At 31.3% G+C, this 26,546-nt stretch carries 27 protein-coding genes; 4 read left to right on the top strand and 23 right to left on the bottom strand.

All coding sequences use genetic code 11. The features are described 5' to 3' along the window. Positions 1-87 precede the first annotated feature (87 nt). Both bsdtw1_RS16345 and glgP read left to right on the top strand, forming a co-directional pair. Positions 88-2,382, top strand: a complete 2,295-nt coding sequence (locus tag bsdtw1_RS16345) for a family 65 glycosyl hydrolase domain-containing protein (protein WP_183278625.1) — start codon at positions 88-90, stop codon at positions 2,380-2,382. A 22-nt stretch (positions 2,383-2,404) separates the two neighbouring features. Further along, positions 2,405-4,024: an alpha-glucan family phosphorylase gene (gene glgP, locus bsdtw1_RS16350; RefSeq protein WP_183278626.1), complete on the top strand. Its 1,620-nt coding sequence runs from the start codon at positions 2,405-2,407 to the stop codon at positions 4,022-4,024. Positions 4,025-4,539: 515 nt separating this feature from the next. Here the strand turns inward: glgP and bsdtw1_RS16355 are convergent. After that, a complete protein-coding gene (locus bsdtw1_RS16355; protein WP_183278627.1) occupies positions 4,540-5,547 on the bottom strand; it encodes a LacI family DNA-binding transcriptional regulator in 1,008 nt (335 codons plus the stop codon). 459 nt (positions 5,548-6,006) lie between these two features. Between bsdtw1_RS16355 and pgmB the strand changes: the two genes are divergently transcribed. Continuing rightward, positions 6,007-6,651 (top strand): beta-phosphoglucomutase, encoded by a 645-nt coding sequence (gene pgmB / locus bsdtw1_RS16360; protein WP_183278628.1) that lies wholly within the window; start codon positions 6,007-6,009, stop codon positions 6,649-6,651. 107 nt (positions 6,652-6,758) lie between these two features. Here the strand turns inward: pgmB and bsdtw1_RS16365 are convergent, their stop codons facing one another. Together bsdtw1_RS16365 and bsdtw1_RS16370 are read right to left on the bottom strand one after the other, a co-directional pair. Next, a complete protein-coding gene (locus tag bsdtw1_RS16365) occupies positions 6,759-6,962 on the bottom strand; it encodes a DUF350 domain-containing protein (RefSeq protein ID WP_371874704.1) in 204 nt (67 codons plus the stop codon). A 104-nt stretch (positions 6,963-7,066) separates the two neighbouring features. Continuing rightward, positions 7,067-7,744 carry a ComEA family DNA-binding protein gene (locus bsdtw1_RS16370; protein ID WP_183278629.1) on the bottom strand — a complete coding sequence of 226 codons (678 nt, stop codon included), beginning with the start codon at positions 7,742-7,744 and terminating at the stop codon, positions 7,067-7,069. A 148-nt stretch (positions 7,745-7,892) separates the two neighbouring features. Here bsdtw1_RS16370 and bsdtw1_RS16375 point away from each other — a divergent pair, with 148 nt between their 5' ends. After that, positions 7,893-9,194, top strand: coding sequence for a D-alanyl-D-alanine carboxypeptidase family protein (locus tag bsdtw1_RS16375; RefSeq protein WP_183278630.1), 1,302 nt, complete (start codon positions 7,893-7,895; stop codon positions 9,192-9,194). A 55-nt stretch (positions 9,195-9,249) separates the two neighbouring features. Here the strand turns inward: bsdtw1_RS16375 and bsdtw1_RS16380 are convergent, their stop codons facing one another. The 20 genes from bsdtw1_RS16380 to minC form a co-directional block, all read right to left on the bottom strand. Then, positions 9,250-10,206: an RluA family pseudouridine synthase gene (locus tag bsdtw1_RS16380; protein WP_183278631.1), complete on the bottom strand. Its 957-nt coding sequence runs from the start codon at positions 10,204-10,206 to the stop codon at positions 9,250-9,252. A 9-nt stretch (positions 10,207-10,215) separates the two neighbouring features. Continuing rightward, entirely contained in the window at positions 10,216-10,596 is a 381-nt protein-coding gene (locus bsdtw1_RS16385; protein ID WP_183278632.1) for a RidA family protein, read from the bottom strand. 13 nt (positions 10,597-10,609) lie between these two features. After that, a complete protein-coding gene (locus tag bsdtw1_RS16390; RefSeq protein ID WP_183278633.1) occupies positions 10,610-11,836 on the bottom strand; it encodes an LCP family protein in 1,227 nt (408 codons plus the stop codon). Positions 11,837-12,059: 223 nt separating this feature from the next. Continuing rightward, on the bottom strand, positions 12,060-12,650 hold the full coding sequence (yqeK, locus tag bsdtw1_RS16395) for a bis(5'-nucleosyl)-tetraphosphatase (symmetrical) YqeK (RefSeq protein WP_183278634.1): 591 nt from the start codon (positions 12,648-12,650) through the stop codon (positions 12,060-12,062). Positions 12,651-12,920: 270 nt separating this feature from the next. Beyond that, complete coding sequence (nadD, locus tag bsdtw1_RS16400) at positions 12,921-13,526, bottom strand: nicotinate-nucleotide adenylyltransferase (RefSeq protein WP_183278635.1); 606 nt, start codon at positions 13,524-13,526, stop codon at positions 12,921-12,923. Between the two features lie 6 nt (positions 13,527-13,532). After that, positions 13,533-13,835 carry a ribosome assembly RNA-binding protein YhbY gene (gene yhbY, locus bsdtw1_RS16405; protein WP_183278636.1) on the bottom strand — a complete coding sequence of 101 codons (303 nt, stop codon included), beginning with the start codon at positions 13,833-13,835 and terminating at the stop codon, positions 13,533-13,535. A gap of 164 nt (positions 13,836-13,999) precedes the next feature. Next, a complete protein-coding gene (obgE, locus tag bsdtw1_RS16410; protein ID WP_183278637.1) occupies positions 14,000-15,286 on the bottom strand; it encodes a GTPase ObgE in 1,287 nt (428 codons plus the stop codon). Between the two features lie 203 nt (positions 15,287-15,489). Continuing rightward, positions 15,490-15,789: a 50S ribosomal protein L27 gene (gene rpmA, locus bsdtw1_RS16415; protein ID WP_183278638.1), complete on the bottom strand. Its 300-nt coding sequence runs from the start codon at positions 15,787-15,789 to the stop codon at positions 15,490-15,492. A 4-nt stretch (positions 15,790-15,793) separates the two neighbouring features. Then, positions 15,794-16,165 carry a ribosomal-processing cysteine protease Prp gene (locus bsdtw1_RS16420; protein ID WP_183278639.1) on the bottom strand — a complete coding sequence of 124 codons (372 nt, stop codon included), beginning with the start codon at positions 16,163-16,165 and terminating at the stop codon, positions 15,794-15,796. Position 16,166: 1 nt separating this feature from the next. Beyond that, complete coding sequence (rplU, locus tag bsdtw1_RS16425) at positions 16,167-16,478, bottom strand: 50S ribosomal protein L21 (protein WP_183278640.1); 312 nt, start codon at positions 16,476-16,478, stop codon at positions 16,167-16,169. 138 nt (positions 16,479-16,616) lie between these two features. Then, a complete protein-coding gene (locus tag bsdtw1_RS16430) occupies positions 16,617-18,050 on the bottom strand; it encodes an Rne/Rng family ribonuclease (RefSeq protein ID WP_183278641.1) in 1,434 nt (477 codons plus the stop codon). A 16-nt stretch (positions 18,051-18,066) separates the two neighbouring features. Next, a complete protein-coding gene (locus bsdtw1_RS16435; protein WP_183279835.1) occupies positions 18,067-18,768 on the bottom strand; it encodes a TIGR03936 family radical SAM-associated protein in 702 nt (233 codons plus the stop codon). Beyond that, positions 18,752-20,605, bottom strand: a complete 1,854-nt coding sequence (locus tag bsdtw1_RS16440) for a TIGR03960 family B12-binding radical SAM protein (protein ID WP_183278642.1) — start codon at positions 20,603-20,605, stop codon at positions 18,752-18,754. Before bsdtw1_RS16440 ends, bsdtw1_RS16435 begins: the two co-directional genes overlap by 17 nt. Positions 20,606-20,943: 338 nt before the next feature. Next, positions 20,944-21,804, bottom strand: coding sequence for a M50 family metallopeptidase (locus bsdtw1_RS16445; protein ID WP_183278643.1), 861 nt, complete (start codon positions 21,802-21,804; stop codon positions 20,944-20,946). 23 nt (positions 21,805-21,827) lie between these two features. Then, positions 21,828-22,640, bottom strand: coding sequence for a M23 family metallopeptidase (locus tag bsdtw1_RS16450; RefSeq protein WP_183278644.1), 813 nt, complete (start codon positions 22,638-22,640; stop codon positions 21,828-21,830). 406 nt (positions 22,641-23,046) lie between these two features. Beyond that, entirely contained in the window at positions 23,047-23,409 is a 363-nt protein-coding gene (mgsA, locus tag bsdtw1_RS16455; protein ID WP_183278645.1) for a methylglyoxal synthase, read from the bottom strand. A 15-nt stretch (positions 23,410-23,424) separates the two neighbouring features. Next, positions 23,425-24,549: a rod shape-determining protein RodA gene (rodA, locus tag bsdtw1_RS16460; RefSeq protein WP_183278646.1), complete on the bottom strand. Its 1,125-nt coding sequence runs from the start codon at positions 24,547-24,549 to the stop codon at positions 23,425-23,427. Between the two features lie 192 nt (positions 24,550-24,741). Next, positions 24,742-25,008, bottom strand: coding sequence for a cell division topological specificity factor MinE (gene minE / locus bsdtw1_RS16465; protein ID WP_183278647.1), 267 nt, complete (start codon positions 25,006-25,008; stop codon positions 24,742-24,744). Between the two features lie 12 nt (positions 25,009-25,020). Continuing rightward, positions 25,021-25,818, bottom strand: a complete 798-nt coding sequence (gene minD, locus bsdtw1_RS16470) for a septum site-determining protein MinD (RefSeq protein WP_183278648.1) — start codon at positions 25,816-25,818, stop codon at positions 25,021-25,023. Positions 25,819-25,822: 4 nt separating this feature from the next. Beyond that, positions 25,823-26,467, bottom strand: coding sequence for a septum site-determining protein MinC (gene minC / locus bsdtw1_RS16475; protein ID WP_183278649.1), 645 nt, complete (start codon positions 26,465-26,467; stop codon positions 25,823-25,825). Positions 26,468-26,546: the final 79 nt, after the last annotated feature.

The following is a 26,546-nucleotide window of genomic DNA, read 5'->3' on the forward strand; positions in this document are numbered from 1 at the left end:
TTTTTTCAGCATTAATAATGGGTTATTTAAAGATATTTTCCCAATTGAAATGATATATCTTCAATAAATTTTAGATGGGGGATTAATATGAGAAATTATATTTTGCATGATCAGTGGAAAATAATCGAACAAGGATTTCATCCAGAAGAAAATAGAATCTACGAGAGCTTTATGAGTTTAGGAAACGGCTACATGGGTATGAGAGGAAACTTCGAAGAAGATTTCTCAGGCGATTCTCTTCAAGGTAGTTATATTGCTGGTGTATATTATCCAGATAAAACTAGAGTTGGCTGGTGGAAAAATGGATATCCTGAATACTTTGCAAAGGTTTTAAACTCAGTAAATTATATAGGTATAAGAGTAAAGTTAAACGGTGAAACATTAGATATTGCTAAGTTAAAAGATGTCAAGGACTTTTATAGAACTCTTAACATGAGAGATGGTGTTCTTGAAAGAAGTTTTGTTGCTGTTTCTAATGACGGCAAAGAGACAAAAATTGAAGTTAAAAGATTCATAAGCTTAAGGGATAAAGAGGTTGCGGCAATCTCCTACTCTGTTACTCCTTTAAATTATGAAGGAAATATAGAATTCACTCCATATCTTGATGGAAATATAGTAAACGAAGATTCAAACTATGATGAAGTATTTTGGAATGAAATATCGCAAAAATCAGATGCATTCTATGGCGATGTTACAATGCAAACTAAGAAAACAAACTACTATGTAACTGCTGCAATGTCTTATGAAATTTTCTTAGATAATAGCAAAGTTACTGTAACTCCTGAAGTTTCTGAAAGAAGCAAGTATGTTGAGAATACTGTTTCTATTAATGTTAATAAAAATAGTACTGCAACATTATACAAATATATAGGTGTTACAAGCAACAGATACTATGAAGAAGAACTTGTTATAGCAAAGGCTTATGATGCTGTTGAAAGAGCTAAAACTTCTGGTTTTGAAAAACTTTTAGCTGACCACAGTGAAAAATGGCATAATCATTGGAATGAGAGCGATATAGTAATAAAGGGAGATGTGGCAGCTCAACAAGGTATTAGATTTAATATCTTCCATATGACTGCAACTTATACTGGCGAAGATTCAAGATTAAATATAGGTCCAAAAGGATTTACTGGAGAAAAATATGGCGGAAGTACTTACTGGGATACTGAAGCTTACTGCATACCATTCTACCTAAGTACTGCTGATGAAAAGATTGCAAGACAATTACTTATTTATAGATATAACCAATTAGATAAAGCTAAAGAAAATGCAGCTAAACTTGGACTTAAGGGAGCACTTTACCCTATGGTAACTATGACAGGTGAAGAATGTCATAATGAATGGGAAATAACCTTTGAAGAAATTCATAGAAATGCTGCAATCACTTACGGAATTTTCAATTATGTAAGATATACTGGTGATAAAAAATACCTTGCCGAATATGGTTTTGACGTAATCGTTGAAACAGCTAGATTCTGGGTTTCAAGATCTAATTATGTTCCTCAAAAGGACAAGTATATGATTCTTGGAGTTACTGGTCCAAATGAGTATGAAAACAATGTAAATAACAACTGGTACACAAATACTATGGCTGCTTGGAACATAGGTTATGCTTTAGAAACTTATAATTTCTTAAAAGATCAATATCCAACTGAACTTAAAGCACTTGTTGAAAAGCTCGAAATAACTGATTCCGAACTTGCTAAAATGAAGGAAGTATCTGAAAAGATGTACTACCCAATGATTGAGGAACTAGGTGTTTTTGCACAACAAGATAACTACATGGATAAGGAACAAATCTTAGTAAAAGATTTAGATCCATCAAATCTTCCATTAAACCAAAAGTGGTCATGGGATAGAATTCTTAGAAGCTGCTTTATAAAGCAAGCTGACGTACTTCAAGGCATATTCTTCTTAAATGATAGATATGACTTAGAAACAAAGAAAAAGAACTTTGAATTCTATGAACCAAGAACAGTACATGAATCTTCTTTATCTCCATGTGTTCATTCTATTATAGCTGCTGAAATTGGAGATTACGATAAGACTTATGAAATGTATTTAAGAACTTCTAGACTTGATTTAGATAACTACAATAATGATACAGATGATGGACTTCATATAACAAGTATGGCAGGTACTTGGATGTCTATAGTATATGGTTTCGGTGGTATGAAGGTTAAAGATGACATGCTTCATTTCTCACCATTTATTCCTGAGGTTTGGAATGAATACTCATTTAAAATAATGTTTAGGGGTAACCTATTAAACATCACTGTAAATAAAGATAATGTTATCATCAATCATGAAAAAGGTTCAAATGTAACTATAAAAGTTTTTGATAAAGAATATGAATTAAATGGTTCAACAGTAACTATTTAAAGTATAGATGGGAGGATTATTTATGAGTAAATTACCTAATGTTGCATATTTTTGTATGGAATATGGTCTTGATGCATCAATTAAAACTTATGCTGGAGGTCTTGGTATCCTAGCTGGTGATTACATGAAAGGTGTAAAGGATCATGACTTCCCTATGGTTGGTCTAGGTATAAAGTGGAAACAAGGTTATACTGATCAAAGAATCAATGAAGAAGGTAAACCTTACGATAGCTATACAAATCAAGAATATACTTGCCTTGAAGATACAGGTATAAAAGTTAAAGTAAAGATAAGACAAAGAGATGTTACTATAAAAGTATGGAAGGTTGTTGAATTTGGCGTATGCCCTCTTTACCTTCTAGATACAGATATCCCTGAAAATGCAGATACATGGATAACAGGCCAGCTTTATGGTTGGTTTGGAGAAGAAAGAATAGCCCAAGAAATGGTGCTTGGTATAGGTGGAGTTAGAGTTCTAAGAGCTTTAGGTTACGAAGCTGAAGTTTATCATTTCAATGAAGGTCATGCCCTATTTGCAGGCTTTGAATTATTAAGAGAAAAAATGGAAGCTGGCCTTACTTTCAACGAAGCTTTAAAAGCAACAAGAGAAGAAGTTGTATTCACAACTCACACTCCAATAGTTGAAGGTAACGAATCTCATACACTTGATATATTAATGTATATGGGTGCTAACAATGGATTAACTGTAGAACAACTTGTAAGTCTTGGTGGAGCTCCATTCAACATGACTGTAGGCGCTCTAAAAATGTCAAGAATAGCTAATGGTGTAGCACAACTTCACATGGAGACTGCAAACAAAATGTGGGAAGGTGTAAGCGAAAGACCTGAAATCATAGGAATAACAAATGCTATTCACACTCCAACTTGGGTAGATTCAGCTATGCTTGCTGCTGCTGATGGTGAAGGCGACCTATGGGAAACTCACATGAAAAACAAGAGAGATCTTATAAAGTTTGTAAATGATAGAACTGGTGTTACATTAGATGCTGACAAACTACTTGTAGGCTTCTCAAGAAGAGCAGCTCCATATAAGAGAAGTAATCTAATATTCACTGATCCTGAAGTTATTGAACCATTATTAAAAGAAGGTAAACTTCAAATAGTATTCTCTGGAAAGGCTCATCCTCTAGATGATACTGGAAAGAAAATTGTTGCTAATATAGTTGAAATGACTAAGAAATACCCAAATTCAGTTGTATTCTTAGAAAATTATGATATGACCATAGGAAAAGCTCTTACAAGGGGTTCCGATGTATGGCTTAACAATCCAAGAAGACCTCTAGAAGCTTCAGGAACTTCAGGCATGAAAGCTGCTATGAACGGAGTTCTTAACTTCTCTATCCTTGATGGATGGTGGCCAGAAGCTTGTGACCATGGAGTAAATGGCTGGCAGTTTGGTGATGGCAAGGGTGTTAGTGATTTCGAAACCCTTGAAGAACTTGATAATCATGATTTAAAAGCATTATATGATGTTCTTTTAACTGAAGTTATCCCTACTTACTATGGAAACAGAGAAAAATGGCTTCAAATGATGAAGGCTTCTATCGTAAGCTGCAGAGAACAATTTGCAGTTAAGAGAATGCTTGATGAGTACTACAATCTTATGTATATAAAGAAATAATATAAAGACTTGCAACCCTACAACATCAATAACTTAAAAATTATTGATGTTGTAAAGTCTTGAAATCCATTATATAATCTTACTTAATGTTTATTATATCATTAACAAAATATTAGGGAGTGCTCTTTAGCACTCCCTTTGTTTTATATGAAACTGTTAAACTTCTATCATAGTCTCCTCTAGTAATTTCAATTGATTTGAATGGCTTTTTAGGTCATTCAGTAAAAAATAAAACTTATTTTCCTGCCAGTTTTTCCTCATATTCATTCGGAAAGGCAGATGCGCAAAAAAATCGCTGAAGAAAGTCGCTTCAGCGATTTTTTACTGTATATAAAAATATATAATCTTTTTGGATACTAAACCTAAATACTTTAATTACTTTATATCTTTTCTATAAATATACAGTAAAAAAATTAAACTTATTCGCCTGCCAGTTTTTCCTCATATCCATTCGGAAAGGCAGATGCGCAAAAAAATCGCTGAAGAAAGTCGCTTCAGCGATTTTTTTATTAACATTAACCTATATTAGTTGATTCTCTTTCGATAAACTTAGTTTCTATAATATAATGGTCTAGTTCCTGCTCTTTTTGCTGTAATCTATCAATTAATAATTTTGTAGCATAGTATCCTAACTTCTTAGCATTGATATCTACTGTTGACAATGGTGGGTTTTGATATTCTGATAAAGGTATATTGTTGAATCCTACAAGCCATACATCCTTTATTTTTTCTTCCTTGAACTTCTTTGAAACCCCAAAAGCTAACAAGTCATCTGTAGTCACTATTGCACTAGGCTTTCTATATTCAAGTATAGAAGAACAAGCATCATATCCTTCATTCTCAGTAAAGTCACTCATTTGAAGAATTAATTTTTCATCGATACTAATATTAGCCTCAATTAAAGCATCTTTATAACCACTAAGTCTATCCTTTGACATGGTTCTCTCTGAAGGTCCACCAATAAAGGCTATATCATCGTGCCCTTTTTCAATAAGGCTTTTAGTAACATCATACATGGCTCTTCTATTATCATTATCTACCCATAATATATCTGCTGAAATTTCTGGTCTACCTACTATTACAAAAGGGAATTGTCTTTCATTTAAGTATTCTACACACTTATCTTCTGATCTTGTAGTAAGTAATAGCATCCCATCTACCATTTTACTATTTATATAATTAGCTAAAAAGGCTATCTCTTCTTCTTCGTTCTTACTAAATGTATAAACTATCGAATAACCCATCTTTTGAGCATATATGCTTATTCCAGTCATAACTTGAATAAAGAAAGGATTTCTAAACAGATCTTCTTCTCCACTTGGTAATATAAGTCCCAAAATCTTGGTAACATTATTTGCTAAACTTCTTGCTATCACATTAGGATGATAATTAAGCCTCTTTACTGTCTCCATTACCTTCTCTTTAGTCTCATCACTTATTCTAGGATTTCCAGCCAAAACTCTTGAAACTGTTGATGGTGAAACGTTTGCCTCTCTTGCTACATCCTTTATTGTCACATTCACTATAATATACCCCCTAATAAAATTCCACTATTTATACCTATTTATCTTATAAAAAACATCAATCTCGTTACTTTATTTATTTTATAAGTAATCGATTAAATACACACTATAAGTATGTTAAAACTTCAATTCAAAGTAATAATCTTATATTTCATATCAATTATTGATGAAATATAAGACCATAATATCAATTATACTACCAATAGCGATAAAAAGCGAGAATTGTTCACGTTAAATTACAATTTTAGACTTATAATTTCAAATGCTATCTTTTCATTTCAACCGTTTGCATAAATAAAAGCCAATGATATATTTTTTCTACATAATAAATACAAAGTTTTATAAAGTTTTTTATGTATTTTTCTAATCTTTCTACCAATACATCAATAAAGATAGAAATATATATGATGATATTTTATAATAAAGTTAAACGTTTAAATATTATGGGGGTAATAATTTATGCACGTAAAAGGTTGTATTTTTGATTTAGATGGAGTAATAGTTGATACTGCTAAATATCACTATTTAGCTTGGAAAAGACTTGCTAATGAATTAGGATTTGATTTCACTGAAAAAGATAACGAAAGATTAAAAGGTGTTAGCAGAATGGCTTCCTTAGAAATCCTTCTTTCTATAGGTAAAGTTACCTTAAGTGAAGAAGAAAAACTAGCTTTAGCTGCTAAAAAGAATGAATGGTATGTAGAATACATATCTAGAATGAATAAAGATGAAATTTTGCCTGGAGTTGAGAACTTCCTACAAGCAATAAGATCTGAAGGTATAAAGGTTTCTTTAGGATCTGCTTCAAAGAATTCTATGATGATATTGGACAACCTAGAATTAACAAAATACTTTGATGCGATAATCGATGGAAATAAGGTTTCTGAAGCTAAACCTGATCCTGAAGTATTTTTATTAGCCGCAAAGGAATTAGATTTAGATCCTAAAGTTTGTGTTGTTTTCGAAGATGCCGAAGCAGGAATAGAAGCTGCTACAAGAGCTGGTATGCGATCTATAGGCATTGGTTCCGTGGAAACCTTAGGAAAAGCCACAAAGGTTGTTCCTAATCTTAAAGATGCTGATTTAACTATATTGGATTTTTAATGGATTAGAAAATAAAGAGGAAACATAAGACTCTATTAGTACTTATATTGACATTGGTTACAAACCATCAATATTTTAGTATTAAAGGTCAAATGTTTCCTCTATTTTTATGCTATTACCTTAGATACTATTATCGCTACACCTATTAACATTCCCGCAATAACTATAGCTACTGCAGTATTTTTATTTTCTAATTCCTTGTTAAAATCCGCAGGAATTAATTTATCAAATACTAAATAACCAATTGCCATAATAACTATTCCTAATAGTCCAAATAATAAACTTAATCCAAGATTGGCCAAAACCTCCACAATAACCCCTCCTTAATATATACTACTAATATTTTACCATATAATAGGATGTTATAGTAAAAATTTTTATATAATCTAATTTTTATAAATTCTATTACTTTATTCTAATTAACCGATATTTTATCTTTTATCTTTTCAAACATCTTATCTCCTATTCTATCTACTTTCTTAATATCTTCTATATTCTTAAATCCATTATTCTTCTCTCTGTATTCTATAATTTTCTCAGCAGTAACAGCTCCTATTCCTGGGATCTTATCCAATTCATCCTTTGAAGCAGTATTAATATTAATCACACTGTCAGCCCCATCTGCCACAGCTGAAACACTAACCTCTTTATTTACGCTTTTATTTACTACATTAGCATTTATTTGATCCTTATTATTTATAATAATACATTCATTATTAACAAGTTTTTTCGCTTGATTTACTGCAGTTATATCAGCTTTCTCAGTTAATCCTCCAGCTTGCTGAATAAGATCTTTAACTATACTTCCTTCATCTAAGTAATATACATCTGGTTTTTTAACTTCACCTTTTATTTCTACTATGACTTTTTTATTATTTGTATTACTTGCATTATTTGTATTATTTATTTCTTTTTTATCTGATTTATCCACATTAGTTTGTTTAGCATCGCTCTTATTAACTTCAACAAACATGTCTTCCATATCTTTCTGTGTTAAATTTCTTTTGGTTGTGTTAAAATATCCTATAGCTAAAAATATAATTAAGACCGCAAATACAATAAGAGATCCAATAACTTTTTCCTTTTTCTTCATTAAATTATCACCTCTGTTTAAAAATAGTAACAACATATCTTTATTGACGATACTTTTATAATTATTGACATATTATCAAAAATATATAGCAGATTTTGTATATATTTGATATACTAATGTTTGTTAAATACATATATGGGGGACACATATGAAAAAGATATTTAGTTTTTTTACTATATTTTCGTTATGCCTGCTCATGTCAGGAAACATAAATGCTAAGGCAGCTACTGCACCACCAGATGTCGAATCTGAAGCTGCAGTATTAATGGATGTAAATACTGGTGAAATTATATATGGAAAAAATGAGAATAAACCTATGGCACCAGCTTCTACCACAAAGGTAATGACGGCACTTCTTACATTAGAAAATGCAAAATTAGATGATAAGGTTACCATAAGTAAAGTACCGCCTACTGCTGAAGGAACTTCCATAGGATTAAGAGAAGGCGAGATATATACGGTTAACGACCTTTTACATGGATTACTACTTGAATCTGCAAATGATTGCGCAGAAGCTCTCGCAGAACATGTTGGTGGATCAATGGATAACTTCGTTAAGATGATGAACCAAAGAGCAAAAGCATTGGGTGCAACTAATACAAACTTTGTTAATCCAAGTGGTTTATATGAACCTGGACACTTAACTACTGCTCACGATTTATCTTTGATGCTTAAAGAGGCTATAAAAAATCCTACTTTCGTCAAGATATGCAGAACTCAAGTTTATAAGTTTCCGCCAAGTAATTTAGACGGAAATGAGAAGTGGGTATCTACAAAGGATGAACTTATTAGAAAGAATTCTCATTTTGAATATAAGTATGCCTTAGCTGGAAAAACTGGGTATACTACTTTATCAAAGCACACATTTACAGGTGCTGCTGAAAAAGATGGACACGTATTAATTGTATCAATGCTATACTCTCAAAGTAAGCAAAACTATTTTCCAGATGCAATAAAGCTATTTGATTATGGATTCAATAATTATGAACCTATAAAGCTTTATGGTAAAGGTGATGAAGTTGCAAACTACAATGTAACTAAATCTCTTACTATACCTCTCGTAGCTACAAAAGACGTGTACTATCTGATAAATAAAAATGATTACAAGCCAAATATTTCAGAAACAGATATAAAAAACTATTTAGCTCCTAAGATACAAATAAAAGATGCCAATTTAGAAAAAGCTTCTTTTAAGCAAGGAGATGAGATTTTAGATTCTACTGTTACTGTAAAAGGAAAAGATCTATGTGGTTTAAAACTAGCTTCAAACATAGACAGAGAGTATAAAGGCCTATTACCATCATCTACTGCTTATAAAAATATAAAGCCTTTTGTAATAGCACTTTCCATAGCAGTTATATCTATATTTCTTGTAACCTTTAGAAAATATATAAGCTTTAAGAAAAAACAATCTATAATAAAGCAGAAATACAATAATATGGCTCAATAATGAAAATATAAATTATATATAAAATACCACCTTGTAAAAACACAAGGTGGTATTTCTATTTATCATTATCTTTAATGCTCATACTATCAATAAGTTTCTTCATGTCTTCCGGTAGGTCCGCTCTAAGAGATAAAGGCTTTTTACTTCTAGGACTTTGAAAATCTAATCTGTATGCATGTAATGCCTGCCTTTTTATATATTCCTCATCATCCTCACTACCGTATAAAGTATCACCGAAAATTGGATGTCCAATATGGCTTAAATGGACTCTTATTTGATGAGTTCTACCTGTCTCAAGGGTACACTCTACTACATCTGCTCCATTTAACCTTTCTATTACTTTATAATGAGTTATGCTTCTTTGACCTTGCTCATCAACAATTCTTTTTATAGACTCTGGTCCCGGTCTATGTATTGGAAGATCTAGAGTTCCTTCTGTAGCTTCTAGATTTCCATGAACTATAGCAATATATCTCTTTTCGATTTCTATACTATCTCTGCTATGCTCTTTTATATTTCCTTCTTTATCTTTATCCATTGCATTTTGTTTTGATAAAGCCATATGAGCATATTGATTTTTTGCAATTATTATAAGTCCAGAAGTATTCATATCCAATCTACTTACTAATCTAACTATACAGCTTTGGTGAGTTTCATTAAAATAATTTATTACACCATTTGCTAAGGTACCAGACTGATGGCTTTTTGTTGGATGAACTACCATAAATGGATCCTTATTTATTACTATAATGTCTTCGTCTTCATATACTATCTTTAAATCCATTTTTTCTGGTTCAATATTCTGGCTTTCATTTTTCGAAACATTAACTTCAATGTTATCATTAAATTTTAATACGTAGTTCATTTTGACAACTATATTATTTGCTTTAATTCTTCCGTCAATAGCTGCTCCTCTTACAAGTCTAGTAGATAATCCTAACTTTTCTTTAAGAAAATCTCTTATTTTTCTTCCCTCATATTCTTTGGGAACTACTTCTCTTATGTAGCTCATATAGTTCTCCTATCTATTTTTAAAAGCTATAACCTCTATCTCTATAACAGCATCTTTAGGTAATCTGCTTATCTCTACACAGCTTCTTGCTGGAGGATTTTCTTTAAAAAATTCTCCGTAAACTTCATTAACTAAATTAAAATCATCAATATTTTTCAAGAAAATTGTTGCTTTTATTATATTATCTAAAGAGCTTCCTGCTTGCTCTAGTATCGCTTTAACATTAAGCATTGATCTTTTAGTAGCAGCTTTAATTTCGGTAATAAGTTCTCCGGTAGCTGGATCAAGTGGTATTTGTCCTGATGTAAAAACAAGATTTTCTATACTTATCCCTTGACTATATGGTCCTATTGCTTTTGGTGCATTTTCTGTAGAAATTATATTTTTCATTTCTGATCCTCCTCTAATTTTTATAATCTTTACCTAATATAATGATTATATCAAAATTTTCATCATTTTTTCCTAAAGTTGAAAATTTGTTTATATTTATATCATTAGAAATTGTATTTTTTAAGTTTTGATTACTTAATTGAACCTCACTTTTATTTGCCTCTTTTGCATTACCTATTTCTATATCTTTATACCCCTTTGCTTCTAAGTCCTTCATGCATTTTGACGCAAGTCCTTGAACCTTTGTTGCGTTCAGTATCTTTATCTTCAAAGAAGATTTAGGAACTCCACCATTAGACTCAGTAACTTTTTGGCCTGATATCAATCCAATTATATCACTATTGGCTTCCTTATCATAAATAAGATAGGATATGTTATCTATTGTCCTTGGAACTCCTTTTAAAGTATACATTTTTACATTTTCTTTTTTAAGGCTCATTCCTTCTTTTCCTAATGCTAGCAAAGTTTTTGGAGGTATATCAGTTTCTATATACTGTGGTAGTACATCTAGTATCTTACCTAACTTTGGTATGATAGCAACTGAGGTACATTTTTCAACTACCTTTTCAATAAATTTATGTTGATTATCTATCCTATCTAAATCTCCGTTTACTAATCCAGTTCCATCATTATTTTTTCTCCATCTGAAAAATTCTTCTGCTTTCTTACCATCTAGAAGCACTGTTTGCCCTTTCTTAAAATTTATGTGAAGATTTTGAGCTGCATCATCATAGTACATATTTCTATCTATAGTCATCTCAACTCCACCAATGGCATCTACAAAGCTCCTAAAGCCCTCATAATTCAATTTCACCAGATAATCTACCGGAACATCCATAATATCTTCTACGGCCTGCTTTATAGCGCTGTCTCCTCCTATAGAGAAGGCTGCATTTATCTTCTGACTAGAATTCTTTATCTTTATCATCATATCTCTCGGAATTGACACTATATATGCCTTTTTTTCTTTTGGAACTAAATGAACTAACATTATTGTATCAGTTCTTTTTATACTATCATTATCCTTTTGCTTAGGGTCTCCGATATCCATACCTAGAAACAAAACATTGGTAGGTAAAGAGACATCTTTTTCAACAGCTTTTCCATCATAATTTTTATTGAATTTCCCTAAGTACTTATAAAAAAAAGCGCCTGTTCCTAATGAAATGATTATTAATAATATTAAAAGTCCCAAAAGACTTGCTTTAAATTTACTATTTATAAATTTTTCTGATTTCATCTTCTCACCCTCTAAGCTGACAGTATATTTTGTAAAACTACTTATTCACATATATTTAATTCTTACCAAAACTGCTTGACCTATATCTCAACAAGTTAATTTATATAAAACTAATTATTTTACATCTTTTTCCATTGTAAATTAATTACAAAGTATTTGCAACCTTAAATTTCACACCTATATATCAATAACCTCCAAAAAAATCAAAAGCATAGATTAGTTATTATCCTAATCTATGCTTTTGATTTTTTATTTTTATTAACAAATCATTACGTGCGTCAATACTTAATGGATGTACAATCTGACCAAGCTTTATTACATAGGTTATAGTGTTATCAAAACCTTTTAAAGCACCTTCATCAAGGTTATCAAAAGTTAACTGCCTTAATTCTTCTACACCATTATAATTCCTATTAGGCTCAATATAATCAGCAATATATATTATCTTTTCTAATAAAGTCATAGATTTCTTTCCTGTGGTATGATGCTTTACTGCACTTAATATTTCTTCATCTTTAATTCCCATAACTTCTTTTGCAATAATTGAACCAACAATTCCATGAAGTATCTGAGGTGAATTAATTGTAATCTCATCTAATTCTACATTTCTAGACTTTAAAAATTCAAATTGTTCATCTATTTTCATATTTTTAGCACAATCGTGAACTAGAGCAGCAATTTTTGCCCTTTCTTTAGATTCGCCGTTTTTTTCTGCTAACAATTCAGCAGTATATACAACACCCATTGTGTGTTTATATCTGCTTTCTGTAAGATTTTGTTTTAAATATTCATCAATTTCTTCCCATGACCACATATTGATTCTCCCAGTTATAATTTATATTGTTCCATTTTAGAAAAGTTTCCACTACAACTTTAATTATATATCCAAAAGTTTGTATTTCTAGATGTATTTAAAAAACAACAGAATAATAAATTATATTTTTACTCTTTTAATAAAATTCCAATAACTTTAATGTACTCTACGGTTTAAAGATACCTTAAAGGTTTTAAACAATATAAAAAGTAAAAAAATAATCCTAAATAAACAACTAAAAAGTTAAAAATTTAGGATAAAATATTATATCTATAAATACAGCCTATTATCTCTGATGATTTTACTAACTTCATCAGGCATAAAAAAGTCCACCATATGGCCTTCTCTGATTCTATGCCTGATCCAAGTAGACGAAATATCTAATTGCAAAAGATCTAAAAATATAATTTCTTTATTATATTTTTGCTCTACCAATCTTTTTTCATCATAGAGTTCTTCCTTAGTATACCCAGGTCTATTAAACACTACAAAATTACAGTTATCCATTATAAGATCGACATTTTTCCACTTTTCAAGATCTATTAGGCAGTCTGCACCTGTTATAAAATATAGATCCGCACCTTTAAGAGTATCTTTTAAATGCATCAGTGTCTCGTATGTATAGCTTAAACCTTGCTTGTTTACTTCATAATCACTTGTTGTGAAACCCTCATAAGATTTTACAGCTATATCAACCATTTTATATCTTAAATGACTATCAGTTATATTTTTCTCATCTTTATGTGGTGGATTTCCGCTCGGCATAAAAATAATCTCATCTAAATCTAACAATCTCTTAGCCTCATAGGCTATATATATATGTCCATTATGAATAGGATCAAAGGTTCCCCCGAGTATTCCTATTTTCTTTGACATAGTATCCTATTTATCACCCTTTGGTAATTCTATTTTAGGATTTTTTTGTGATTGTTTAAATAGAACTATTTTATTTCCGATAGCTTGAATTCCCTCACATCCTATTTCTTCACATATAACATCTGAAGCTTCTCTAGTTCCATAACCACTGTTTTCTAACACTGATATTTTGATTAATTCTCTAGCTTCAAGTGCATCTCGTATTTGCTTTAAAAATGGTTCTTCTATACCATTCTTACCTAATTGAAATATAGGGCTTATACCGTTTGCTAGAGATCTAAGGTATGCTCTTTGTTTTGTCGTAATCAATTTATTTTCCTCCTTGTTTAAGTTTATATATCAAATAATAAAAATGTTTTGAAAGGAGATATTTTTTATATTATTAATATCTCCTTGAGTCATAAACATTTCTTAAATTATTCTATAATATATAAACCAAATTTAATTCAATATTTAAGATAAGAGATTTTTAATTACAATAAATATTCAAATTCAAAATCTCTTAATCTTACTACATCACCATCTTCTATTCCCATTGCTCTTAATTCATCAAGTACACCTTTATTTCTAAGAACCTTATGGAAATATTTTAAAGAATCTGGTTCATTAACATTTACAGAGTTTAGAAGTCTTTCCACGAAAGTTCCTTCTACAATATAAACTTTAATACCATCTTCATCTTCAATTCTTATATTATAAGTAAATTTCTTTTCTTCTGGTACAAATCTATCTTCTTCTTTTATTTCTAGTTCGGTTATAGGTATTTCCTTAAGCATTCTAGCAGCTTCTTTTACTACAGCTTCTACACCTTCATAAGTAGCACCACTCATCTTAAATACCTTATCATAACCCATTTCCTTAAGTTTTTTCTTGAAATCTTCAAAAACTTCTTCATCATATAACATATCAGCTTTGTTAGCAACAACTATTTGAGGTCTATCCCAAAGCTTAACACTATATTTCTTAAGTTCTTCATTTATCTTTATAAAATCTTCGACAGCATCTCTACCTTCAACTCCAGAGATATCTACTACGTGAACTAAAAGTCTTGTTCTTTCTATATGTCTAAGGAAGTCAAGACCTAAACCTACGCCTTCAGCTGCTCCTTCGATTATACCTGGTATATCAGCCATTACAAAAGCATCAATTCCAGGAACACTTACAACACCTAAATTTGGTTTTAAAGTTGTAAAGTGATAGTTAGCTATCTTTGGTTTAGCCTTTGTTACTACTGATAAGAAAGTTGACTTTCCTACATTAGGGAATCCAAGTAAACCTACATCTGCTAAAAGTTTTAATTCTAGTTCTATCCATCTTTCTTCTCCTGGCATTCCAGGTTCTGCAAAGTTTGGTGCCTGTCTCGTAGGAGTTGCAAATTTAGCATTTCCCTTACCGCCTTTTCCACCTCTGCAGATTACATATTCATCTTCAGGGTGAGAAAGGTCAGCCATTATCTTTTGAGTTTCAACATCTCTAATTAAAGTACCCATAGGAACCTTAATTATAAGATCTTCACCATCTTTTCCATAGCACTTTGAACCTGATCCATTCACGCCTCTTTCTGCTATGAACTTTCTAGTATATTTAAAATCTAAAAGTGTTGTTATACCTGTATCTACTTGTAGTATAACATCTCCACCTCTTCCGCCATCTCCACCATCCGGGCCTCCAAGAGGTATGTATTTTTCTCTTCTAAAAGATACTGATCCATTACCACCATCTCCGCTTTTTACAAAAACTTTGGCCGTATCTATAAACATAAGTTCATCACCTTACCTTATACTTTTGTTTGTACTTGTTTTAAAATGCCCACTTACTAGGTATTTTAAAACAAGTACAAACTAAAATTCATTAATTTTTGGATACTCTATATATTATTGATAGCCTGTATATGCAAATAATATACATCTTCATAATACTTGAAAAGCACCCTTTTTACAAAAGGGTGCTTTTATAACTAGGATTATTCAGCTATTTCTTGAATTTCTACTGGATAAACAGAAGCTTTCTTCTTGTCTTTTCCAAGTCTTTCAAATTTAACAACTCCATCGATCTTTGCAAATAAAGTATCATCGCTTCCTTTACCTACATTAGCACCTGGATGTATCTTTGTTCCTCTTTGTCTAACAAGTATGTTTCCAGCAAGAACAAATTGTCCATCAGCTGATTTAACACCAAGTCTCTTTGACTCAGAATCTCTACCGTTCTTGGAGCTACCAACTCCTTTTTTATGAGCGAACAATTGAAGGTTCATGATTAGCATAGTACTACACCTCCTCTTTTTTTACATATATATATTGGTCTGCTTTATTTTTTCCAAAACTTTGCTCTAAGGATAATAAAATACTGTCTATGCTAAGTTCAAAAGTTTTTAATAAGACCTGTGCTTTTTGAAGTTCTTCTTCATTAAGCTCTCTAAGATCTAACTTAATATATCCATCCGCCATTTCGTATGGTACATTAAGCTTAAGTACTTCGTCTAAGCCTATAAGTACACTTTGAGATAATACAGATACTGAATTACATATCATGTCATATGCTTCTCCAACTAAAATCATTTCTCTTTCTCTAAGAGCATGATTTTGTATCCTAAATCCAATTATTATGTCCTTAGTCGTATAAATATCTAACTTAATCATATTAAGCTTCTATTTTTTCGATAACTAGCTTAGTGTAAGGTTGTCTGTGGCCGTTCTTTCTTCTATAGTCTTTCTTTCTCTTGTACTTGAAAACTATAATTTTCTTAGCCTTGCCTTGAGCAACTACCTTAGCAACTACCTTAGCACCTTCTACTACTGGTGTACCAACCTTAAGTTCACCATCCTTAGCTACTGCTAGAACTTCTGTTAACTCAACTGTTGCTTCAACTTCAGCTTCTAATTTTTCAACGAATATAACATCGCCTTCTTGAACTCTGAATTGTTTTCCACCTGTCTTAACTACTGCGTACATAAAAACACCTCCTCATTACGGTCTCGCCACTTCAGGTACGATTGTACAATCGTTTATGGAACCTTATGTGTGCGGTTCACAAATGCCATTCTACCATATCGGACATATTTTGTAAAGTTATTTTTAAATATATATATACTACTCAACTTGTAACTTATAGTTACTTACAGCATCAATTTGATTCTTAAATAGTAAAGGTTCTAACTTGTAGTAATCTATTGAATCTATAAATTTAATATAGATATTTTTATCTAAGGCACCAATATCCTTTAAAAATTGCACCTTGTCACCTATTACATAGTCTTCATATACATCTTTTAACTCTATATAAAAGTCTTTGATACTACCTTCACCTTCAGTCCTTATAATATCATTCTTAATCAGATGCTTTATGTAAGAACCTTTCAGCCTTTTTCCATGTCCATTACAGATATCGCAGTTTTCTTCTATATAATCGTAAATACTCTTTCCTCTTCTACTTCTTGATATTTGCAGAAGATTAAGCTCCGTAAATTGATATACTCTAGCTCTACTGCTATCACCCTCAAGACTTTCCTTTATGGTAGCATATACCTTATTCTTAGCCTGAGAGTTATCCATATCAATAAAATCTACTACTATTATACCACTAAGATTTCTAAGTCTGATCTGTCTTCCTATCTCTTTTGCAGCCTCAATATTCGTTTCTTCAGCTGTTTTAGAAAAATTTCTTCCGCTAACATTCTTTGCCGAATTCACATCAATTACATACATCGCTTCGGTTTTATCAATAACTATATTTCCACCACATTTTAAGTTAACTCTAGAGTTTCTTAAATTAAGTATTTCTTTTTCTATTCCATAATAGTCAAATAAACTTCTTATCTCTTTATGCATTATTAATTGAATGTTTTTTTCATCAGCTATATAGTCTTTTACAGCAGAATAATCTTCCATAGAATCTACAATAATCTTTGACGTATCACCATTTATATTATCTCTTAAAACCTTATGAAGAAGCGCATTTTCTCCATAGAGCTTTTTGTTTTTCAAGCTATATAAAGCTTCTCTTTCGATAGCTTCATATCTATCTTTAAGTTTATTTATTTCCTGTTTTATAATATCAGCTGATACATCTTTAGCATTGGTTCTTATGGTTATAGAGAAGCCTTCAATTGTTTCTATTGTACTTTTTAGACTATCTCTAATATCCTGATCTTCTATTCTTTTAGATATAAGAAGCTCTTTATTTCCCCTAGTTATTACAACAAATCTGCCAGGTAGACTCATAGGCGTAGCAACTTTAGGCCCTTTACTGCCAAAACTCTCACTTAAGATTTCAACAATTATGTCTTGCCCTTTTTTCAATGGATTTTTTCTCATATCGAAGTGTAAATATCCATTCTTTTCGTGTCCAATTTCTATAAAGGCACTACCTATTGCAGGTACTATATTTTTTACAGTTCCCTTATACACCTCTCCTGGAAGAGGTTCATTATTTTCTTCTTCTACAAAACATTCTGTTAAGCTTCCTTTTTCCTTTATAGCAATCCTAAGAATCTTTTCTCTTCTTTCTATAAAAAGTTCTCTCATAATACTTTACCTTATATTATATACATTTATAGAGTGGAACTAAATTTTCACCTTTAAGAGCATATAGTTCCTCTCTTTTTATATCAATAAAAGCTTCTTCTTCAAAATTTGAAGTATTGCTTCTCATGTAGGTTGCTAATAATTCTGGAGAAAGATGTTCCCTGCTTCCACAGCTAATTAAGGCATTAAGGATAAGTTTATCTTCATTAACCCAATACTTAATTTCTTTTACCATAGGTTTTATATCAACCATCTTCTCCCCGTTTTTACTTTTCTTAAGTGTAACCCATTCATTTTGCTCTATAAGCTTTTCAACTTCTTGTATAATATTTTCTGTAGCATTATATTTGATTTTAATAATATATCTTGCTGCATCAATAAGAGCCATAGCTTGTGGCACTTTTTTCTCATTTTCTTTATTTATAACCTTAACAGCCTCTAAAAACCTTATTCCCTTAGCTGAATTTGCATTTAATCTTTCTTTTACTTCCTCTACAGTTAAGTCCTCTGCGAGGCCAATATCTAAATAATCTCCTTCAGAGTAAAACCCTACTGACAAAGGATTAGCTATTGATAGATTCATATGTGGGTTAAATCCCTTTGAATACTCAATAGGAAGATCTGCTCTTCTTATTACTCTTTGTATAGTTCTCATTAAATCAAGATGAGAGATAAATTTAATGTCGCTTTCTTTAGTAAATTTAATTAGATATCGCACCAGCAAAGCACTTCCCTTCTTTAAAGTTCACGTCGATTCCGCAGCCTGTACATCCAACTCTACAATTTTGAGTAACTGATGCTTTCTTAGCTTTTTCATTTTCAATTTCTAAATATTTTCTGTTTACTCCAATATCAATGAAATCCCAAGGTAAAACTTCATCATAAGATCTTTCTCTATAGCAATAGAAGTCTCCATCAATACCACATTCTTCTAAAGCTTCTTGCCAAATTTCAAAGTTAAAGTACTCAGACCATCCATCAAACTTAGCACCTTTTTCATATGCCTTTACAAGTACGTCACAAAGCTTTCTATCACCTCTTGCAAATAAAGCTTCCATATAAGAAGTTTTTTGTGCATGGTAGTTATATATTATAGCTTTTGATTTTATGGAATCCCTAACTGCAGATATCTTATCTGACACTAGATCAATCCTCTCCATAGGAGCCCATTGGAATGGTGTGAATGGTTTAGGAACAAGTATCGAAGTACTTACTGTCACTCTAAGCCCCTTATTTCTAACATTTTTAGGAACCTTAAAATATTCAGCAGTAATTTTTTCAGCTAAGCTACCTATCTCTCTTACGTCCTCTACGGTTTCATAAGGAAGACCTATCATGAAGTATAGCTTTAAACTACTCCAACCTGATTCAAAGGCACTTCTAGCAGCTTCAAGTATTCTTTCTTCTGTAAGACCTTTGTTTATAACATCTCTCATTCTTTGAGATCCTGCTTCAGGAGCAAATGTAAGCCCACTCTTTCTTACCTTTTGTATCTCTTTTATAAGATCAACTGAAAAAGCATCTACTCTTATTGAAGGAAGAGCTACCCCAACATTTTTTTCGCTATGTTCATTAATTAAATCAGTAACTAATCCCTGTATATCTGAATAGTCACAGGTACTTAATGAAGATAATGATATTTCGTCATATCCAGTACCTTGAACTAACTTTCTTGCATTTTCTAATAGAGTCTGTCTTGATTTTTCTCTTACTGGTCTATATATCATTCCAGCTTGACAGAATCTGCAGCCATTTGTACAACCTCTAAATACTTCAAGTACAACTCTATCATGTACTATTTCAGTATACGGTACTATAAATTTATCTGGAAAAGATACCTTATCAAAATCATTTATAACTCTCTTCTGAACTTTAGCAGGTACATCTTCATACTTAGGCTTAAAGGATTTAATTGTATTATCTTCGTTGTATTCAACATCGTAAAGGGAAGGAACATATATCCCTCTTATTTTAGATATTTCTCTAAGAAACTCTTTTTTCTTGCCTTTCCCCTTATACTTTTTATACACATCAAGGACATCATTCATCATGTCCTCACCTTCTCCTATTTCGAAGAAGTCAACGATATCATATAAGGATTCTGGGTTGTAAGCACAAGGTCCCCCTGCCATAATTATAGGTTCCTCTTCTCTTCTCTCAGATGCTCTAATTGTTATTCCAGATAGATTTAACATATTTAATATATTTGTATAACTCATCTCATATTGAAGAGTGAATCCAAGGATATCAAATTCATTTAAAGAGTCTTTTGTTTCAAGAGCAAATAGTGGTATATTGTTCTTTCTTAGTTCCTTTTCCATATCTGGCCAAGGTGCATAAGCTCTTTCACAATATGTATCATTTCTCTCATTTAGAGTATGATATAGTATTCTTGAACCTAAATGTGACATACCAACTTCGTATACATCAGGGAAACAAAAAGCAAATCTAATGTCTACTTCTTTAGGATCTTTTATAACCTGATTTAGTTCTCCCCCAACATACCTAGCAGGTTTCTCAACTTTATATAAAATATCATCTGTGATTCTAACCATTTCTTTTCCTCCTAGATTTTTCACTGTATAATAATTTAACCTTTATTACTTTAATAAGCTTATACTTTCTTGTACTATTAAAAAATCATGAAGCGATTTTCTTCAGTGATTTTTTTTGCGCATCTGCCTTTTCTTAAGCGTATGTGAAGAAATTCTGGCAGGCGACAAATTCTTATCTTTTACTGTATGACCTAAAAGCTATTCAAATAAATTGAATTTACTAGGTTTAATCAGCATAAAAATTATATACATTCCTTTACAGTAAAAAAGAAGTATAATTAAATACTTCTTAGATTTACATCATATTATTTTATCATACCATTACTAATTAACCAATACTATTTTTTCATCCAGCTGTTTTTATAATTTATGTATTCTTCTAATGTTATATTACCATGGGTCTTTAACGCTTCAATAAGCTCATCTTCATGGATTACATCTGTTAATCTAAGCTCATCATCTAGTATATAAAAGGTGTTGAACTTATTTTTATCTACTAATCCTAATACATTAATCAATCCTAATTTAAAGTGAACAGATATGGTCTTATTATATATATATTTCTTTTTCCCAAGTCTCGTTCTCTTCTTTATTATATCTCCCATAATGATATACATTACCTTTCTTTTTTCATTATATGTTATAAATAGTATAAAGCATGATGTAAGTAATACGCTAAGATTAAATATATGTATTGTAGATAAGTAAATAAATATGCCAATCCCTATTATCCCTACCCCATAGCTTATATATGAAGTTATAATATGAGCCTTCTTATAGAACATTCTAGAACTTAAAAGAGTTCTTAAAATTTTTGATCCGTCTAACGGATATGCTGGAAGAAGATTGAACATTCCCAAAACTAAGTTTATCTCCATGGAATTATTAATAAACTCTGCAGGAACTACCTTGTAGGCCATGTATAATATACCAAACATAATAAAATTAAAAGCCGGTCCTGAAATTGAAAGAAGTATTTCTTCTTTATGAGTTAATCCATCAAAATCACTTAGTTCTAAAGCAGTTCCAAAGGGATGAATCTTAAAGTTATCTATACTTAGGTTCATCCACTTTGCTACAATATAATGAGTCATCTCATGGAGCATTATCCATAAAAAACCTAAAAATATCATAGACCTAAATCCTAAAATAAAAAATATAAGTATTTGCGGAATTAGCCACTTGCTTATTTTTACCATTAAATTCTCCTAAAGAATTGCTACTAAAATGTCATATATTCCTTTGGGTCTTTATTCTCTCCCATATAGCTCAAAGAAAATATAATACATGCCTTACTCAAACTTTGTATACTCTGACTTTTACCTAAAAATTGGCCTTTATCTACTTTCTCGCCTTCTTTTACCCCTACTTCTTTTAATCCAGAGCATTTTGTCTCTATTCCATTTCCATGATCAATAATTACATAGCTACCAATATCTTTCTCATCAGCCACTTTCTTTACTGTTCCTTCATTAGGTGCTATCACCTCTGTGTTCTCATTTATATCTATTACTATTGATTTATCTGTTTGCTTTGCACTGAGCTCACTATCTACTTTTCCTTTAACAGGGGTTACAAAACTCTCTTTCGATTTTTCTTTAAGTGTTTTTTCTCCAGTTACATTGGACTTAAAGGTCTCAATATAATCTTCTAAGTTATCCCTAAGACTTGTAGTATCTTTAAAATTTATATTGCTTATGTATGAAACTATTTTAGGATCCAAATACTTATTATAATCAAGGTTGTTGTTGATTATATCTTTTGCATACTTGTAGGCCACTGTTGTTTGAGGCGTGGCTATAGTTTTACATACAATAACAAAAGCAGTTAAGCATAGAACCCCTATAAGTTCTTGCGTTATCCTGTTTAAAATTACATTTTTATTAATTCCGTTAAAATTGTTTGCTCCAGCACTATATTCTCTTTTGCTAGTATGAGTTTCTTGCACTCCATATGCAGCGTATGGATTCTGTGTTCTTTGTCTTTGCAATATTTTTGCATAGTAGCTCTCATATTCATTATTATACTTTCCCATCCTTTTCCTCCCACGTTCACAAATATTTATATAGATAAACTACCCCAGTCTCAATTTACGGATGTACTACTTCGTAATAAAGTTTATATTTTTAAATTCTCTCACCAGAAGCCGTGAGAGTTTTAAAAATAGATTTCATTTCTGAATGGTACATCTTTATATCAAGTTCATATTATATATATTTGCGATAGGTAAATTATATGATAAAAGTATACAAGAAAGTTGCAGCACTAATGTACCACTTCGTAATAAAACTTATATTTTTAAATTCTCTCACCAGGACCCGTGAGAGTTTTAAAAATAGATTTCGGATCGAAGTGGTACATCCATAATAAAACAAAACACTACTTAAATCATAGTTATCTCCTATAATCTAAGTAGTGTTCTATCTTCTATAAAAGTCTATTTATTTTAGTGATTTCATAAAAACTTCTGCACTTCCTACATTAGTTGCAACGGGTATATGATGAACATCACATAATCTTATCAATGCCGTAACGTCTGGTTCATGTGGCTGAGCAGTCAAAGGGTCCCTTAAAAATATAACTAAATCCATATTTCCTTCAGCAATTTTACTTCCTATTTGTTGATCTCCACCAAGAGGTCCTGATAAAAATCTATGTACTAAAAGTCCAGTTTCTTCAGTTATTCTTTTTCCTGTAGTTCCTGTTGCATATAAAGTATGCTTTTCAAAAATATGCTTGTATCTACTTACAAATTCTAGCATATCATCTTTCTTCTCATCATGTGCTATTAGTGAAATATTCATAATACCCTTTTCCCCCTAAAAATTAATCTTTTTCTTTCTCATACCAATATTTATAATTAAGGCTATAGACATTATAGTGGTCAAAAGTGAACTACCACCATAACTAACTAGCGGCAAAGTTATTCCTGTGATAGGCATAATCCCAATAGTCATCCCAATATTTTGTAAGATTGCAAATAGAAAATAGGATGCCATACCAACACAGATGATTGACCCAAAAACATCTTTTGAATTCTTTGCTGTTCTTATAGTTCTATAAATTAATATTCCATATAGTATGAGTAGAACTATAGCACCAATTGTTCCCCAATGTTCCCCAATGACAGCAAAAATAAAATCTGTTTGTTTTTCTGGAACAAATTGTCCAACATAACTAGTTCCTGCATCTTGGGATAATTTCAGCCCAGTTCCAAAGAAGCCTCCTGACCCAATACCAGTCATAGATTGCATCAATTGAAGCCCAGCGCCAAGCTCGTCCGCTTCCGGATTTAAAAAAGATACAAGTCTTCTTTTTTGATAAACTTCAATTAATCCCGAATTCCATAAAAGCATAATTCCCACAACTAGAGACGAGAGTCCCCCTACAATAATCCTAATATCTAGCCCTGCACAGAAGAAAATACCTAATACGATAAAAAAACACACCATTGTCATTCCCATATCAGGCTCGATTACTATAAGTGCTACTGGCAATAAAGTATATGCGGCTAAAATCATAAAATTCTTTAAGTTATTAATTTTCAACTCCAGTTCGTCCATCTTCTTAGCTAACATAAATATCAAGGCTATCTTCGCTACCTCTGAAGCTTGTATCTGAAATAATGATCCAATCTTTATCCAACCTGTAGCGCCATTTATAGTTGCTCCCATAAACTTTGTATAGATAAGTAACAAAATTGATATCCAATATAAAATTGGTACAAAATTTCTAAGTATATTGTAATCAACAAGTATGATAAAGTACATTACCACAAGAGATACTCCGAACCACAGAAGCTGTTTCTTTGCATCAGATGCATCAGGTTTCATAGCTGCATAGATATTAACTATTCCAAATAACACTATTAAAATTGTTGCAATAAGGATACTAAAATCCATTTCTCTGAGAAGTTTAGTATCTAGCTTTAACCTTTTAAGCATGGTACTACCTCCACAACTTTAGTTTTTAATAAACATCTTTAGTTAAATCAAAAGTTCTAAGCGCATATACATATTATATCTTAAAAGCTTAAAAATCTAAACTACAAAATAGTTAAAATAAATACAAAATTCAATCCACATAGCTGCATTAAAAGATACAGTATGTGGATTATCTTTGCATATATTTCTTTATTATCTTCCTCTTACATTTTTTATAGGAATATTAGCTACTAAGGCAGGTGAGTCCCCTTCCATTTCACCAGTTTTGGTTATTGTAATATCAATATCATCACTATCAATTTCTACGTATTTTGAAATAACCTCAAGAATTTCTTGTTTTATATTTTCCAAGACTTCAGGCGCTAAGTCTCCTCTATCATGTATTAGTATTAGTTTTAGTCTGTCTTTTGCTACGTCCTTAGGTGTTGGCTTATTAGAGAACATTTTAAATAAATCCATTTACAACACCTCCTATTTCTTTTTGAATAATCTTTTTAAAGAATTAAAGAAACCGCCCGCCTCGTTACTCAAGTCTAAAAGTGGAACTTCTTCACCTGTTATTCTTTTTGCTATATTTCTGAATGCTTGTCCAGCAAAAGCTTTATCGTCTAATACTATCGGCTCTCCCTTATTAGTAGAAACTGTAATAGTCTTATCATCAGGCACTATACCAAGAAGCTTTACTGATAATGTTTCAATTATATCTGGAACATCTAGCATATCTCCTCTTTGAGTCATTTCATAATTCAATCTATTTACTACCACCTGATGGTCTTCTAAACCTTTAGCATCAAGTTTACCTATTACTCTATCAGCATCTCTAACAGATGTAATTTCAGGGTTTACAACAACAACTGCTCTATCTGCACCTACTATGGCATTTTCAAAACCTTGTTCTATACCAGCAGGACAATCTATTAATACATAATCAAACTCTTCCTTAAGCTCATTTACAAGCTTTAACATCTGCTGTGGGCTGATATCGTTTTTATCTTTAGTTTGAGCTGTTGGCAGCAAAAATAAATTTGAAAATCTCTTATCCTTTATTAATGCTTGCTTTGTTCTACATCTATTTTCTATTACATCAATAATAGTGTAAACTATTCTATTTTCTAAACCTAAAAGAACATCTAAATTTCTAAGACCTGTATCCCCATCTACCACTACTACCTTTTTACCTAAAGCTGCTAAGGCTGTACCTATATTGGCAGTGGTTGTAGTTTTTCCAACTCCACCTTTGCCTGATGTAATTACTATTGAAACTCCCATTTCCTTAATCCCTCCATGTACTTATGTATTTATTAGGTAAGTATGGCTCAACAACTATTTCCCCATCCTTAATCTTTGCTACCTCTGGATATGTAGGTTTCTCTCCTTCTGGAGATATTGTAATCAAGTTACCAATACTTAAAATTTCAGGTTGAAGCATAAATGCTGCAATAATCGATTTTTTATTCCCATTGATTCCAGCATGCACCTGACCCTTTATACTACCTAAAACTATTATATTTCCAGCTGCTGATACTTCAGCACCATTGTTTATATCACCTATAATAACTATATTACCCGGGTAATTAATACTTTGACCACCTCTTACTGTTTTTCTTATAAATTTAGTTCTTCCTTCATATACTCCAGTAAAAGTTTTACTTTCTTTTTCTTCCTTCTCTTGGAATATACAATCCTTAATCATGATTTCATCAAAGAGAACATCCTTTAACCTTCTCATTTGCTTATCATTTATATGTTTCAAATCGGCAATAAAAGTCAGAGTGGCTCCCACATAAAACTGTTTACCAGAATTTAGCCTCTCTAATAGTTTTTCGAGCATTTCGTCAAAGTCTTTAAACTTATCCATATTTATTAGGGCTATAATTCCTTCTCTGTTTCCTTTTATAAAAATACCCTCGTCTAACATAAAAACCTCCAAAGCTTACCCTACTTATGTTCTAATTCAACAACAACTGATAAAAATCCTTTTTAAATCCATAAAATAA

The organism is Clostridium fungisolvens, from assembly GCF_014193895.1.
Lineage (GTDB): Bacteria > Bacillota > Clostridia > Clostridiales > Clostridiaceae > Clostridium_AR > Clostridium_AR fungisolvens.

Coding starts and splice junctions, on each gene's coding strand:
- obgE (WP_183278637.1), bottom strand. CDS start 15,286: ATGTTTATAGATACGGCCAAAGTTTTTGTAAAAAGCGGAGATGGTGGT.
- rpmA (WP_183278638.1), bottom strand. CDS start 15,789: ATGCTAATCATGAACCTTCAATTGTTCGCTCATAAAAAAGGAGTTGGT.
- bsdtw1_RS16420 (WP_183278639.1), bottom strand. CDS start 16,165: ATGATTAAGTTAGATATTTATACGACTAAGGACATAATAATTGGATTT.
- bsdtw1_RS16375 (WP_183278630.1), top strand. CDS start 7,893: ATGAAAAAGATATTTAGTTTTTTTACTATATTTTCGTTATGCCTGCTC.
- bsdtw1_RS16370 (WP_183278629.1), bottom strand. CDS start 7,744: ATGAAGAAAAAGGAAAAAGTTATTGGATCTCTTATTGTATTTGCGGTC.
- minD (WP_183278648.1), bottom strand. CDS start 25,818: ATGGGAGTTTCAATAGTAATTACATCAGGCAAAGGTGGAGTTGGAAAA.
- bsdtw1_RS16440 (WP_183278642.1), bottom strand. CDS start 20,605: ATGGTTAGAATCACAGATGATATTTTATATAAAGTTGAGAAACCTGCT.
- bsdtw1_RS16385 (WP_183278632.1), bottom strand. CDS start 10,596: ATGAAAAATATAATTTCTACAGAAAATGCACCAAAAGCAATAGGACCA.
- bsdtw1_RS16380 (WP_183278631.1), bottom strand. CDS start 10,206: ATGAGCTACATAAGAGAAGTAGTTCCCAAAGAATATGAGGGAAGAAAA.
- bsdtw1_RS16430 (WP_183278641.1), bottom strand. CDS start 18,050: ATGAGAGAACTTTTTATAGAAAGAAGAGAAAAGATTCTTAGGATTGCT.
- yqeK (WP_183278634.1), bottom strand. CDS start 12,650: ATGTGGTCATGGGAAGAAATTGATGAATATTTAAAACAAAATCTTACA.
- bsdtw1_RS16390 (WP_183278633.1), bottom strand. CDS start 11,836: ATGAAATCAGAAAAATTTATAAATAGTAAATTTAAAGCAAGTCTTTTG.
- mgsA (WP_183278645.1), bottom strand. CDS start 23,409: ATGAATATTTCACTAATAGCACATGATGAGAAGAAAGATGATATGCTA.
- pgmB (WP_183278628.1), top strand. CDS start 6,007: ATGCACGTAAAAGGTTGTATTTTTGATTTAGATGGAGTAATAGTTGAT.
- bsdtw1_RS16445 (WP_183278643.1), bottom strand. CDS start 21,804: ATGGTAAAAATAAGCAAGTGGCTAATTCCGCAAATACTTATATTTTTT.
- minE (WP_183278647.1), bottom strand. CDS start 25,008: ATGGATTTATTTAAAATGTTCTCTAATAAGCCAACACCTAAGGACGTA.
- nadD (WP_183278635.1), bottom strand. CDS start 13,526: ATGTCAAAGAAAATAGGAATACTCGGGGGAACCTTTGATCCTATTCAT.
- rplU (WP_183278640.1), bottom strand. CDS start 16,478: ATGTACGCAGTAGTTAAGACAGGTGGAAAACAATTCAGAGTTCAAGAA.
- bsdtw1_RS16450 (WP_183278644.1), bottom strand. CDS start 22,640: ATGGGAAAGTATAATAATGAATATGAGAGCTACTATGCAAAAATATTG.
- bsdtw1_RS16345 (WP_183278625.1), top strand. CDS start 88: ATGAGAAATTATATTTTGCATGATCAGTGGAAAATAATCGAACAAGGA.
- minC (WP_183278649.1), bottom strand. CDS start 26,467: ATGTTAGACGAGGGTATTTTTATAAAAGGAAACAGAGAAGGAATTATA.
- glgP (WP_183278626.1), top strand. CDS start 2,405: ATGAGTAAATTACCTAATGTTGCATATTTTTGTATGGAATATGGTCTT.
- rodA (WP_183278646.1), bottom strand. CDS start 24,549: ATGCTTAAAAGGTTAAAGCTAGATACTAAACTTCTCAGAGAAATGGAT.